The following is a 13,767-nucleotide window of genomic DNA, read 5'->3' on the forward strand; positions in this document are numbered from 1 at the left end:
TCGCCCTCTTCACATTCTGAACAGGCCAAAACGCGTCGGCTCGACCGGCGCATTCAGCGTTGCGGAAAGCGACAGGCCCAGCACTTCGCGGCACTTGCGCGGATCGACAACGCCATCGTCCCAAAGCCGCGCCGAGGCATAAAGCGGATGGCTCTGGCGCTCGAACATTTCAAGCGTCGGACGCTTGAACTGCGCTTCCTCCTCCGCCGACCATGTTCCACCGGTGCGTTCGATCCCGTCGCGCTTGACGGTCGCCAGCACGCCCGCTGCCTGTTCGCCACCCATCACCGCAATGCGGCTGTTCGGCCAGGTCCACAGAAAGCGTGGGGAATAGGCCCGTCCCGCCATACCGTAATTGCCCGCGCCATAGGATGCACCGATCAGCATGGTGATTTTCGGCACATTGGCCGTCGCCACCGCCGTCACCAGCTTGGCGCCGTGCTTGGCGATGCCTTCCGCCTCATATTTGCGCCCGACCATGAAGCCGGTGATGTTCTGCAAAAACACCAGCGGAATATTGCGCTGGCAGCAAAGCTCGATGAAATGCGCGCCCTTGGTGGCCGCTTCGGAAAACAGCACACCATTATTGGCGATGATGCCCACCGGCATCCCGTAAATGCTGGCAAAGCCACAAACCAGCGTAGCGCCGTAGCGCGCCTTGAACTCATCAAAATCCGAACCATCGACCAGCCGCGCAATCACCTCGCGCACATCATAGGGAATGCGCGTATCGGCGGAAACCACGCCCAGAAGCTCTTCCGGGTCATAGAGCGGGGCCGAACCGTCGCCCTTCGCAATGAAGGAGCGTTTCTCACTGTTGAGATTGGCCGCGATGGCGCGCGCAATCTGCAAGGCATGGGCATCGTCATTGGCCAGATGATCGGCCACACCGGACAACCGTGTGTGCACATCGCCGCCGCCAAGATCTTCCGCTGTCACCACTTCGCCGGTTGCGGCCTTCACCAGCGGCGGGCCAGCCAGAAAGATCGTACCCTGATTGCGCACGATCACCGTCTCGTCGCTCATGGCAGGCACATAAGCGCCGCCCGCCGTGCACGACCCCATGACCACGGCGACCTGCGGAATGTCCGCTGCCGACATCTGCGCCTGATTGTAAAAGATGCGTCCGAAATGGTCGCGATCCGGGAAAACCTCATCCTGATTGGGCAGGTTGGCCCCGCCTGAATCGACCAGATAGATGCAGGGCAGGCGATTCTCGCCCGCGATCTCCTGCGCGCGCAGATGCTTTTTCACCGTCACCGGATAATAGGTGCCACCCTTCACCGTCGCATCGTTGCAGACGATCATACATTCGCGTCCCGATACGCGCCCGATGCCGGTGATGATACCGCCGGAAGGAGCAGCACCGTCATACATGCCGTGACCCGCCGTCAGACCGACTTCCAGAAAGGGCGAACCCGGATCAAGCAATTGCGCAACGCGGTCACGGGGAAGCAGCTTGCCGCGAGAAACATGACGTTCACGCGCTTTCTCGCCGCCGCCATCGATGGCAAGGCGGGACGCCTCGGCCACGATATCGATGGCCTCAAGCATGGCCTTGCGGTTAGCCTGATAGCTAGTGCTACGCGTCGATATCTCGGATTTCAGAACCGGCATCAACGGGTCTCCTGAAACAATTCCCGCCCGATCAGCATACGCCGGATTTCCGACGTACCCGCACCGATTTCGTAAAGCTTGGCATCGCGCAGCAGACGCCCGGTCGGATAGTCGTTGATATAGCCATTGCCGCCCAGCGACTGGATTGCCTGCAAGGCCATCTGGGTCGCATTTTCCGCGGTGTAGAGAATGCAGCCCGCCGCATCCTTGCGCGTCGTCTCGCCCCGGTCGCAGGCCGCCGCCACGGCATAGGTATAGGCACGCGAGGCGTTGAAGGTCACATACATGTCGGCGAGCTTGCCCTGCATGAGCTGGAACTCGCCAATCGGCTGATCGAACTGCTTGCGCTCATGCACATAGGGCACGACGACATCAAGACAGGCTGCCATGATGCCAAGCGGGCCGCCCGCCAGCACCACACGCTCATAGTCGAGGCCGGACATCAGCACGTTGACGCCCTTGCCGACCTCGCCCAGCACATTCTCGGCAGGCACTTCGCAATTTTCGAACACCAGCTCGCAGGTGTTGGAGCCGCGCATGCCAAGCTTGTCGAGCTTTTGCGCGGTCGAGAAACCCTTGAAACTTTTCTCGACGATAAAGGCGCTCATCCCGCGTGAGCCAGCCGACGGATCGGTCTTGGCGTAGACCACCAGCACATCGGCATCCGGGCCGTTGGTGATCCACATCTTGTTGCCGTTCAGCACATAGGCGTCGCCGCGCTTTTCGGCGCGAAGCTTCATCGAAACCACGTCCGATCCGGCCCCCGGCTCGGACATGGCGAGCGCGCCGACATGTTCACCGGAAATGAGCTTTGGCAGATATTTGGCGCGCTGCTCGCTTGAGCCGTTGCGCTTGATCTGGTTGACGCAGAGATTGGAATGCGCGCCATAGCTGAGGCCTATCGAGGCCGAGGCGCGGCTGATCTCTTCCATGGCCACGCAGTGGGCGAGATAGCCGAGACCCGCGCCGCCATACTCTTCCGGCGCCGTGATGCCCAGCACACCCAGCTCACCCAGTTCACGCCACAGATGCATGGGAAATGCGTTATTACGGTCGGTTTCAGCGGCAAGCGGCGCAATGCGGCTTTCCGCGAAACGGCGCACGGTCTCACGAAGGGCTTCGATCTCCTCGCCAAGACCGAAATTCATGCCCGAAGCAAACATACTCGTCCTCCACAAGTTCTGCCCGGTATCCATCTTTTTCAAGACGGCTATGTCTGGTCAGAGTGTCCCGTGGCGGTCAAATAGGCAATGGCTTTGCGCGGCGTTCTGTGGCTATTTATTACCGGATAAAGAAATTTTGTTGCGCGAAAACCGGCGACCTTCGTCGCCGGTTCAGCTTTTGTTTGCGCATCATCCCGCGCATCGGAGCAGGAATAGAAATCAGTCTTCCTGCAGGGAAGGAACGTCCCGATAAAGCTCCAGCGCTTCCGGATTGGCCAGCGCCTCGCGGTTCTTCACCTCGCGCCCATGCACGATGTCGCGCACGGCCAGTTCGACGATCTTGCCCGATTTGGTGCGCGGAATATCGCTGACGGCGACGATCTTCGCCGGAACATGGCGGGGCGTTGCCCCGGTGCGGATCTTGCTCTTGATGCGCGCCGTCAAGGTCTCGTCCAGCGTCACGCCAGCGGCAAGGCGCACGAACAGCACCACGCGCACATCCTTATCCCAATCCTGACCGATGCAGAGCGCCTCGGCGATCTCCGGCATCTGCTCGACCTGATTGTAGATTTCCGCCGTACCGATACGCACGCCGCCGGGGTTCAACGTCGCGTCCGAACGTCCATGAATGACGATGCCGTCATGTTCGGTCCATTCGGCAAAATCACCATGGCACCAGATATTGTCGAAGCGCTCGAAATAGGCGGCCTGATATTTCGCCCCGTCCGGGTCGTTCCAGAACTGCAGCGGCATGCAGGGGAACGCCTTCGTGCAGACCAGTTCGCCTTTCTGCATGCGCACCGGCTGGCCGTCATCGTTCCAGACATCGACGGCCATGCCGAGGCCAGCACCCTGAATTTCGCCCAGCCAGACGGGTTCCGTCGGCACACCCAGCACAAAGCAGGACACGATATCCGTTCCCCCGGAGATGGACGCAAGATGCACATCCGGCTTGATGGCGTCATAGACGAAAGCAAAGCCTTCGGGCGACAACGGCGAACCGGTGGACGAAACAGTGCGCAGCGCCGAGAGGTCGTGCGTTTCGCCCGGCTTCAGCCCGGCTTTCAGCACGGCGTCGATAAACTTTGCCGATGTGCCGAAATAGGTCATGCCTTCGGCGGCGGCATAATCGAACAGCACATTGCCATCAGGATAGAAGGGCGAGCCGTCATAGAGCAGCAAGGTGGCCCCGGAACCGATGCCCGACGCCAGCCAATTCCACATCATCCAGCCGCAAGTGGTGAAATAGAAGAACTTGTCGCCTTCGCGGATATCTGCATGGAGACGCTGCTCTTTCAGATGCTGCAACAGCACCCCACCGGCGCGATGGACGATGCATTTTGGAATGCCGGTCGTGCCGGAAGAAAACAGAATATAGACCGGATGATCGAAAGGCAGGCGCGTGAATTCGACAGGCTTTGCGGCAAAGGCGCTCAGCGCTTCATCAAGCGCAACGCCCTTCGCGGCCTTCTGCGCGACAGCTTCCGCTTCGCCCAGATAGCTGACAATCACCGACCGACGCAATCCCGGCAGCTGTGCCGTGACCAGCGCCACCTTGTCGGCCACCTCGATGCGCTTGCCATTGTACCAATAGCCATCGCAGGCAAAGAACAGCTTCGGTTCAATCTGGCCGAAGCGGTCGAGCACGCCCTGCACGCCGAAATCCGGCGAGCACGACGACCAGACGGCGCCGATGGAGCTGGCGGCCAGCATCAGCGCAACGGCCTCCGGCATATTGGGCATCATGCCTGCAATACGGTCGCCCGGCTCTACGCCTTCGGCCAGCATGAATTGCTGGAGTTTGGAGACCAGCGCGTGGAGATCGTCCCAGCTCAGGCGACGTTCGACCTTGTCCTCGCCACGGAAGACGATGGCGTCGTCATGGCCCTGCTGGCGCAGGAGATTTTCCGCGAAATTAAGCCGCGCTTCGGGAAAGAATTTCGCCTCGCGCATATGGCCCTTGTCGACAAGGGCCGTTGCACCGCGCTCGCCAATGACCTCGCAGAAATCCCAGATGAGCGTCCAGAAGCCCGCGCGATCTTCCACCGACCAGCGATGCAGCGCCGCATAATCCGACAGGCTGAGGCCGGTGCGCTGCTCGGCGCGAATGCGGAATTGCTCCAGCGTGCTGGCTGCGATGCGTTGCGCATCGGGCTGCCACAGCGGATGGTCGTGCGAAAACTGCGTGGAAACGGGCTCGGTGCTCATCATTCCTCCATGACACGGGCGCAGCAGACACCAGTTACGGGCTGCGCCGCCAGAGGTTTCTAAAAGAGACTTTCCGGTACGTCCATGCTTTTCCGGGTCATGCGTCGCGTCGGCGCATCATCGGTTCGCTTTCACCCTGTCTGTCCATCCACAAGTCGATGCGGCGCACCGCCCAGCGGTGGACCGGATTTTCAAACAGATGCCATGCAGCGATAGCGGCAACAATGCTGACGAGCACGCCCATGCTGATCAGAACAATTGCGCTGAACGTCGTTTGCCCCCAACCACCGGGCAACATCTTGAAAAAGACCCCGCCGACCAGCGGGTGGAGTATGAAAATGCCGAAACTATAACGCGACATTTTCACGAAGCCGCTCCATTGCAGCGGCGTGTAGAGTTTCTGTCGGCTGGCGGCAAAAAGTACATAGACGCTGAAATAGAGAAACACGAGCCGCCATGGCCCTTCGAGCGTTGTCGCGCCCGGCATTCCGCTTACCGGATGATAGAACAGAAAAATCACCAGGCAGGCCGCAAGCGCGAGCTTGATGAAGCTCTTCGGCAAGTCGCCATGTTTCTGACGCGCCAGCCACATGCCGAACAGGAAGGATGGCAATACACGAAGCACGCCGAGATCTGCAAACTGCACGCGTGTAAGTGACGGCGTCGCCAGCATCCGCGCCGCATATTCGCCGCCGAGCAACGCGGCAACAACCACGACAAGCACCCAATCGCCAAAGTGCTTGCAGAGCCAGTCGAACAGCGGGAAGCAGAGATACATCAAAAACAGCGCGCTGAGCGACCAGCTGACATAATTATAGGAAAGGCTTTGCCCCATTCCCCAGCTATGAACAAGCAGCAGCTGGGCCAGACCGTCCCGCCAGCTCATATTGGGCGGCGTCGATGGATGGAACAGTCCAGCTGCTGCTAGCACCGATATCAGCGCGAAGCAGGAAAACGCGACCACGTGCAACGGGTAGATTCGCGCGAGCCGCTTGCCGATGAAGGACGTGTAGCGGGCAAGATTCCAGCGGTAATTCGAGCGAAGCGCTAGAAACAAGCCGGACAGGATAAAAAAGACATCGGTAAAATAAGCAAAAGTTAATATAACGGAATTCATCTTCTCGTTATCTATGGGGAATTGAAAGGAAAAATGAAAAAATGCGATCCCCGCACACAACAAAAACCGAAGACCGTCAAAATCAGGAAGTCTATTCATTCCAAAACATCGCATAAATACTGTTATTGCGTGTCAGTATACGCTTCCGCGATAAAGTCGAGTGTGAAGTGATCTTGCGGGCAAGAAATTTGACGAAAACTGAACTGAATCAATATTAAGTTTGCTGAACAAAAAGCGTTTTGAAGTTTTCGACTGGGGAAATTTGGTGGAGCCAAGCGGGATCGAACCGCTGACCTCCTGCATGCCATGCAGGCGCTCTCCCAGCTGAGCTATGGCCCCATCAGACCTCTTTCGAGGTGGGCCAGACAGAACTTGCTGTCCGGTGTGGCGGCTTATTAAATGGCGTTTGCGAGAAGATCAAGAGCTAAATCGCAACTCTTTTCACATCTGCGAAAATAATTTGCCGATTGTCCGCTTCTGCCGCCGGAGGCTGTGGAAAGCTGCCTCTGCGCAGGCCGAAAAAGAAAGGGCAGCCCGCGGGCTGCCCTGTCATAAACACTGGGAAATCAAGCTGATTCCGCGGGATCAGCCTTCTTCGTCGTCGCCACCGACGCCACCACCGAGGATGCCCGACATATCGTCGTCCTCGTCTTCTTCCTCTTCGAGGAAGGTGTCGTCATCATCGTCGCCCAGATCGACATCGTCGTCGTCCAGATCCGGCAGATCGTCGCCGCCACCCTTCGCTTCATCGTCGGCGTCTTCAAGAGAAACGAAATCCGGCTTTTCCAGTGCCGTATCGAGTTCTTCCTCTTCGGCTTCTTCTTCAACGACGCGCGCTTCTGCATTCGCGTCGAAATAAGAACGCGGATAGGAGATGCCGGTGTAAGGCGAAACGATCGGATCGCGATTCAGATCGTAAAACTTCTTGCCCGTTTCCGGGTCGATGCGCTTGGTACCAAGTTCAGCTTTTGCCACGTTGAGCCTCGTGAGTTTTATTCCCGTTACGCCTGTGGCGGGGGCCACTTTTCATCCGGGGGCATAAATTCATTTCAAAAACGCGCCGGCTGATCCTGTCAGACCACCCATATGCCCGCAATATACCGAAAGACCGGTCCACAGCAGGAACAGCGGACGGTGCCGCGTCTTTGCCTTTGTTGTTCGGTGCATAAACGCAATTTAGCGGGTTTGTCAAAGCGAAAGACGCCGAATAGCCAAGACTCTTTATTATAGGCGCGTCCGGCAGACCATCGATGGCGTATTCGCGGATGACCGCATGGTATTACTATGCTAGTGAAGCCCCGCTTATCTCTCAATCCCGGCGCGCGATCGCGCCAAAAATGCGACAGTGAAAAATCCATGTCCCATTCCGCTTCCCCGAAACCTGCAGTCGCCCGCCGCTCGGAGGCACTGGCCGGCGAAATTCGCATTCCGGGCGACAAGTCCATTTCTCACCGTTCCTTCATGTTCGGCGGCCTGGCATCGGGCGAGACCCGCATCACCGGCCTGCTTGAAGGTGAAGACGTCATCAATACCGGTCGCGCCATGCAGGCCATGGGCGCCAAGATCGAAAAGGATGGCGATACCTGGATCATCCATGGCGTCGGCAATGGCTGCCTGCTTGAACCGGAAGCACCGCTCGATTTCGGTAATGCCGGTACGGGTGCGCGCCTGACCATGGGCCTCGTCGGCACCTATGACATGACCACCGCCTTTATCGGTGATGCGTCCCTTTCGCGCCGGCCGATGGGCCGCGTGCTTGACCCGCTGCGCCAGATGGGCGTGCAGGTGAAGTCGACCGATGGCGACCGCATGCCGCTGACCCTCGTGGGACCGAGCGTCGCCAATCCGATCACCTATCGCGTGCCGATGGCTTCCGCGCAGGTGAAGTCGGCAGTGCTGCTGGCCGGTCTCAACACGCCGGGCGTCACGACCGTCATCGAGCCGGTCATGACACGCGACCATACCGAAAAGATGCTGCAGGGTTTTGGCGCTGATCTCACCGTCGAGACCGACAAGGATGGTGTGCGCCATATCCGCATCACCGGACAGGGCAAGCTGGTCGGCCAGACCATCGATGTTCCGGGCGATCCATCCTCAACGGCTTTCCCGCTGGTTGCAGCGTTGCTGGTCGAAGGTTCGGATATCACCATCCGCAATGTTTTGATGAATCCGACCCGCACGGGCCTGATCCTCACCTTGCAGGAAATGGGCGCCAATATCGAAGTCTTCAATGAACGTCTCGCTGGCGGTGAAGATGTTGCCGATCTGCGCGTGAAATCGTCGAAGCTCAAGGGCGTCACCGTTCCGCCGGAGCGTGCGCCTTCGATGATCGACGAATATCCGGTGCTGGCCATTGCCGGTTCCTTCGCCGAAGGCGAAACGGTCATGGACGGGCTCGACGAGCTGCGCGTCAAGGAATCGGATCGTCTGGCCGCCGTGGCCCGCGGTCTCGAAGTCAATGGCGTCGATTGCACAGAAGGCGAGATGTCGCTCACCGTTCGCGGTCGTCCTGACGGCAAGGGCATCGGCGGCGGTGTCGTCGCCACCCATCTCGATCACCGTATCGCGATGAGCTTCCTTGTCATGGGCCTTGCCTCTGAAAAGCCTGTGACCGTTGACGACAGCACGATGATCGCAACCTCCTTCCCGGAATTCATGGACCTCATGACCGGAATGGGCGCGAAGATCGAGCCGAGCGAAGCCGAATGAAGCCATTCATCGTCGCCATCGATGGACCGGCAGCCTCGGGCAAGGGAACCCTTGCCCGGCGCATCGCCACGCATTACGGCATACCGCATCTCGACACCGGACTGACCTATCGCGCAGTCGCCAAGGCGCTTCTCGACAAGAACCTGCCGCTTGATGACGAACTGCTGGCAGCCGATGCGGCCCGCCATCTCGACTTACGCGAAATGGACAAGACCGTGCTCTCCGCCCATGATATCGGCGAGGCCGCATCCAAGGTTGCGGTCATGCCAGCCGTGCGGCGTGCGCTTGTCGAAGCCCAGCGCCATTTTGCGGCGGCCCTTCCGGCCAGCGTCCTCGACGGTCGCGATATCGGCACCGTGGTCTGCCCCAAGGCGGAGATAAAGCTGTTCGTCACCGCTTCGCCGGAAGTACGCGCCGAGCGGCGTTACGACGAGATTGTTTCAAAGGGCGGCGCTGCCGACCTTGGGGAAATTCTCGCCGATCTGAAGAAGCGCGACGAGCGCGACACCAACCGCACTGATTCTCCTTTGCGCCCTGCCGAAGACGCGCACTTGCTTGATACGAGCGAAATGAGTATAGAAGCGGCATTTCTGGCGGCGAAAAACCTCATCGATGAGGCTCTCGCGCGTCACAAGGCATAACGGACCAGCATTTTAAGGCTCTTTGGCCTGAATTTGCCCCGGAAATGCTGGAAAAATGCCCGGTCGGCCCTATATAGGCTGCTCGAATAACAAATAGTCTGACTTCGCGTTCCACGCGCCGGTTGTCTGCAAAGACGGAGCCGAGGTCGGACAGTGTACAACACGAACCCCCGGCGCCGCATCCGATGAATTTTCCGGATGCATCAGGAGTATATATGTCTCAATCCAACCCCTCCCGCGCAGATTTCGAGTCCCTGCTGGCAGAATCCTTCGCGCAAAACGATCTTGCTGAAGGCTATGTCGTCAAGGGCCGCATCGTCGCCATCGAAAAGGACATGGCGATCATCGACGCCGGTCTGAAGGTCGAAGGCCGCGTACCGCTGAAGGAATTCGGCGCAAAGGGCAAAGACGGCACGCTGAAGCCGGGCGATGAAGTTGAAGTTTACGTCGAGCGTATCGAAAACGCGCTCGGCGAAGCTGTTCTCTCGCGCGAAAAAGCACGCCGTGAAGAAAGCTGGGTCAAGCTCGAGCAGAAGTTCGCCAATGGCGAGCGCGTCGACGGCGTGATCTTCAATCAGGTCAAGGGTGGTTTCACCGTCGACCTCGACGGCGCTGTTGCCTTCCTGCCGCGTTCGCAGGTCGACATCCGTCCGATCCGCGACGTCACCCCGCTCATGCACGTCCCGCAGCCGTTCGAAATCCTCAAGATGGACAAGCGTCGCGGCAACATCGTTGTCTCGCGTCGTACCGTTCTTGAAGAGAGCCGTGCGGAACAGCGTTCGGAAATCGTCCAGAACCTTGAAGAAGGTCAGGTCGTTGAAGGCGTCGTCAAGAACATCACCGATTACGGTGCGTTCGTTGACCTCGGCGGCATCGACGGTCTCCTGCACGTCACCGACATGGCATGGCGCCGCGTCAACCATCCGTCGGAAATCCTCACCATCGGCCAGACGGTCAAGGTGCAGATCATCCGCATCAACCAGGAAACCCATCGTATCTCGCTCGGCATGAAGCAGCTCGAGAGCGATCCTTGGGATGGTATCGGCGCGAAGTACCCGATCGGCAAAAAGATCACCGGCACCGTCACGAACATCACCGACTACGGTGCATTCGTGGAAATCGAGCCGGGCATCGAAGGCCTGATCCACGTTTCCGAAATGTCGTGGACCAAGAAGAATGTCCATCCGGGCAAGATTCTCTCCACCACCCAGGAAGTTGAAGTCGTTGTGCTCGAAGTTGATCCGGTCAAGCGCCGCATCTCTCTCGGCCTCAAGCAGACCCTCGACAATCCGTGGACGACGTTCGCTCAGAAGTACCCGACCGGCACCGTTGTTGAAGGCGAAGTCAAGAACAAGACCGAATTCGGCCTGTTCATTGGTCTCGACGGCGACGTTGACGGCATGGTTCACCTCTCCGATCTCGACTGGAACCGTCCGGGCGAACAGGTTATCGAAGAGTACAACAAGGGCGAAGTGGTCAAGGCTGTCGTTCTCGACGTCGACATCGACAAGGAACGCATCTCGCTCGGCATCAAGCAGCTTTCCGGCGACAAGGTCGGTGAAGCAGCAGCTTCGGGCGAACTGCGCAAGAACGCCGTCGTCACCTGCGAAGTGACCGCTGTTACCGATGGTGGCCTCGAAGTTCGTCTGGTCGATCACGACCTCGACAGCTTCATCCGCCGTTCGGATCTTTCGCGTGATCGCGAAGAACAGCGCCCCGAACGCTTCACGGTCGGTCAGAAGGTTGACGCGCGCGTCATCGCTTTCGACAAGAAGACCCGCAAGCTGCAGGTCTCGATCAAGGCGCTCGAAATCGCTGAAGAAAAGGAAGCTGTCGCTCAGTACGGTTCGACCGACTCCGGCGCTTCGCTCGGCGACATCCTCGGTGCCGCTCTGAAGAAGCAGGAAAAGAACTAATCTTTTCCCTCTTCTTGTAAACACGGAAAAGCCCGCTTTATAGCGGGCTTTTTCTTTTGGTTTTTCAAAATAATACGCAATTGTTGTATTTTAATTAGTTCTAAAATTAATTTGACTCCTCTCTATATTCGTTTTATTTGCGGATGTTACTTACATTTGCTTTGTTATATTTAGGAGAAATATATTGGGTGCAAGATTTTCCATGATCGCGTCTGGCATTTTGGCTCTGATGGCCACGAATGCCTATGCCGCAGACGCCATTGTTCCCGAGGCACCTGTTGCACCAGCAGTCCCGATTGCCACTCCCTTCAACTGGGGCGGCGCTTATATCGGCGGACAGGTCGGCTACGGATGGGCAAATACCAAATACACGGTCGGACCGTCCTATAACTCCAAAGGAAAACTGGATGGTTTCCTCGGCGGTATTTATGCCGGGTATAATATTGATACCGGGACAAATGTTATCTTGGGCGTTGATGGCGATTTCACTGGCACAGCGGTTGGCAAGACCGAATCTGTCGGAGATCTCGCATCAGGAAAAACGCAATTGCGTTGGTCTGGGGCAGCCCGCGCGCGCGTGGGTTACGCCGTTGACCGTTTCCTGCCTTATATCGCTGGCGGCGTGGCGTTCGGCAATATCGAAGACAAGCTGCATGTTCTAGGCGAGAAGCTTTTGTCGGAATCGAAAACACAGGCCGGCTGGACCATCGGAGGCGGTATTGATTACGCTGTGACCGACAATATCGTCACCCGCGTTGAATATCGTTACACCGATTTCAACAAGCACAACTTCAATTTTGATAATACCAGCGTTGGTGGCAGTGGCAAGCTGTCGACAAACGAAGTTCGTCTCGGCGTCGCTTATAAGTTCTGATTGAACATTTGTCCTGAGATCAGGAAACAGCCCTGTCCTCGCATCGAGGCGGGGCTGCTTCCGTCACACGACACCGAGCATATGGATCAGTCCGAGGCTGATGATGCCGAGCGCGCAGCTTCATCGTGCGATAAACGAACCAGCCCTCGCAAGGACTTTGCGCGATAAATGGCATCACAAAGCCGAAAATCGCGACCGATTTTTGTTTCCCAAAGAACGCGCTGTCCTGCACAAAGAAATTATTAAAGCAGCAGACGTACTCGATGTAAGTGCGAGTTTCGGAGAATGCGATAGAGTTCCCGAAGACTCTGGGCCATCTGTGACACACCTCAATCCTGGTTGCCGCGCTCCACGACGAGCTGCTTATTACGTCCTATTTTGTATCTCGACCTGCGAAAACTGAAAAAGGCTCGAATGCCGCAAGCGCGCAAATCGGTGCCGGAAAGTTCACCTATACAATTTAAACTATGGATAAAAGCTGAACAAACTGAAATAATCGATGTACATTTCCGCAACACAAAAAAAATTAAAAACGCTTTTTTTAAAATTAGAATTATTTATTATAATAATTTATTATTGGTATAATTTGAAGTAAAAATAGTAAAATAATTTCAACTTATTCATTTTTAATTATTTATTATCAAATTGAACATATATTCAAACTGAATTAAAATAATAAATATTTTTTATTTATTTTAAATATTTTTAGGAGAGCCCAATGAATAGAAATTTTCTTATAGGCATCGCTGGTATAATGACGTTTATGGCTGCTCACGCCAATGCGGCCGATGTTGTCGTCGAACCTGAGCCAATGCCTATCTTAAGCTCATTCAATTGGAGTGGCGGCTATATCGGCGGACAAGTTGGCTACGGGTTTGGGAAGGCCAAATTTTCAGAAAATGCAAAGGTCGACAATACGCGACCAAGAGGCTTCCTCGGCGGAATCTATGCGGGTTACAACTTTGACATTGGAAGTAATCTGATTCTGGGCATAGACGGTGACTTCTCGGGTTCAAAAATCGATGGAACTGGATCAGCGACCAGTGACAGTACCGTTGACGGCAGGTTAAAGACAAATCTGCGATGGTCGGGAGCTATACGTCCCCGTGTAGGTTATGCGATCGACCGATTTCTGCCATACATTGCGGGTGGTGTGGCGTTCGGAAATATCAAGGATAACGTATCTTTGAATAACCCAACCTCTGCAACACAGAGAACTTTCTCCCAGCAAAAAACAAAGACCGGCTGGACGATTGGCGGCGGTGTTGATTACGCCGCGACCGACAATGTGATTTTGCGCGTCGAGTATCGTTACACCGATTTTCGCAACAGGAATCTCGAATTCGGTAATGGGGACTTCAAACAAAAACTAACCACCAACGATATTCGCCTTGGCGTGGCCTACAAATTCTAGTTCATCAACAACCTGTAAGAGTCCGTTTGAGAATTTGCTTTAATGGCTGATACGGCGCAACAACAGGCTCCCCATGGCGACGTGGATCATCGCTTCGGACACGTCGAT

General features: G+C 56.5%; 10 protein-coding genes and 1 tRNA gene. 5 read left to right on the forward strand and 6 right to left on the reverse strand.

What is annotated here, in order from left to right; all coding sequences use genetic code 11:
• Positions 1–9 precede the first annotated feature (9 nt).
• The 6 genes from FIC94_RS08390 to FIC94_RS08415 all read right to left on the reverse strand — a co-directional run bounded on the left by FIC94_RS08390 (position 10) and on the right by FIC94_RS08415 (position 7,080).
• Positions 10–1,617, reverse strand: coding sequence for a carboxyl transferase domain-containing protein (locus tag FIC94_RS08390; protein WP_140024538.1), 1,608 nt, complete (start codon positions 1,615–1,617; stop codon positions 10–12).
• Positions 1,617–2,765 (reverse strand): isovaleryl-CoA dehydrogenase, encoded by a 1,149-nt coding sequence (locus tag FIC94_RS08395; RefSeq protein ID WP_171317214.1) that lies wholly within the window; start codon positions 2,763–2,765, stop codon positions 1,617–1,619. Before FIC94_RS08395 ends, FIC94_RS08390 begins: the two co-directional genes overlap by 1 nt.
• Before the next feature lie 234 nt (positions 2,766–2,999).
• Positions 3,000–4,988: an acetoacetate--CoA ligase gene (locus FIC94_RS08400; RefSeq protein WP_140024562.1), complete on the reverse strand. Its 1,989-nt coding sequence runs from the start codon at positions 4,986–4,988 to the stop codon at positions 3,000–3,002.
• A gap of 97 nt (positions 4,989–5,085) precedes the next feature.
• On the reverse strand, positions 5,086–6,204 hold the full coding sequence (locus FIC94_RS08405) for an acyltransferase family protein (RefSeq protein ID WP_140024539.1): 1,119 nt from the start codon (positions 6,202–6,204) through the stop codon (positions 5,086–5,088).
• Positions 6,205–6,368: 164 nt separating this feature from the next.
• A tRNA-Ala gene (locus FIC94_RS08410) sits at positions 6,369–6,444 on the reverse strand.
• A 246-nt stretch (positions 6,445–6,690) separates the two neighbouring features.
• Positions 6,691–7,080 (reverse strand): TIGR02300 family protein, encoded by a 390-nt coding sequence (locus tag FIC94_RS08415; RefSeq protein WP_109368079.1) that lies wholly within the window; start codon positions 7,078–7,080, stop codon positions 6,691–6,693.
• 381 nt (positions 7,081–7,461) lie between these two features.
• Here FIC94_RS08415 and aroA point away from each other — a divergent pair, with 381 nt between their 5' ends.
• The 5 genes from aroA to FIC94_RS08445 all read left to right on the forward strand — a co-directional run bounded on the left by aroA (position 7,462) and on the right by FIC94_RS08445 (position 13,659).
• Complete coding sequence (aroA, locus tag FIC94_RS08420; protein ID WP_140024540.1) at positions 7,462–8,814, forward strand: 3-phosphoshikimate 1-carboxyvinyltransferase; 1,353 nt, start codon at positions 7,462–7,464, stop codon at positions 8,812–8,814.
• Complete coding sequence (cmk, locus tag FIC94_RS08425) at positions 8,811–9,455, forward strand: (d)CMP kinase (RefSeq protein WP_109368077.1); 645 nt, start codon at positions 8,811–8,813, stop codon at positions 9,453–9,455. The genes aroA and cmk overlap by 4 nt, the downstream gene beginning before the upstream one ends.
• Before the next feature lie 215 nt (positions 9,456–9,670).
• Positions 9,671–11,371, forward strand: coding sequence for a 30S ribosomal protein S1 (gene rpsA, locus FIC94_RS08435; RefSeq protein WP_109368076.1), 1,701 nt, complete (start codon positions 9,671–9,673; stop codon positions 11,369–11,371).
• A 202-nt stretch (positions 11,372–11,573) separates the two neighbouring features.
• Positions 11,574–12,245 carry an outer membrane protein gene (locus FIC94_RS08440; protein WP_140024563.1) on the forward strand — a complete coding sequence of 224 codons (672 nt, stop codon included), beginning with the start codon at positions 11,574–11,576 and terminating at the stop codon, positions 12,243–12,245.
• A 718-nt stretch (positions 12,246–12,963) separates the two neighbouring features.
• Complete coding sequence (locus tag FIC94_RS08445; protein WP_140024541.1) at positions 12,964–13,659, forward strand: outer membrane protein; 696 nt, start codon at positions 12,964–12,966, stop codon at positions 13,657–13,659.
• Positions 13,660–13,767: the final 108 nt, after the last annotated feature.

The organism is Ochrobactrum teleogrylli, assembly GCF_006376685.1.
GTDB classification, from domain to species: Bacteria; Pseudomonadota; Alphaproteobacteria; order Rhizobiales; family Rhizobiaceae; genus Brucella; species Brucella teleogrylli.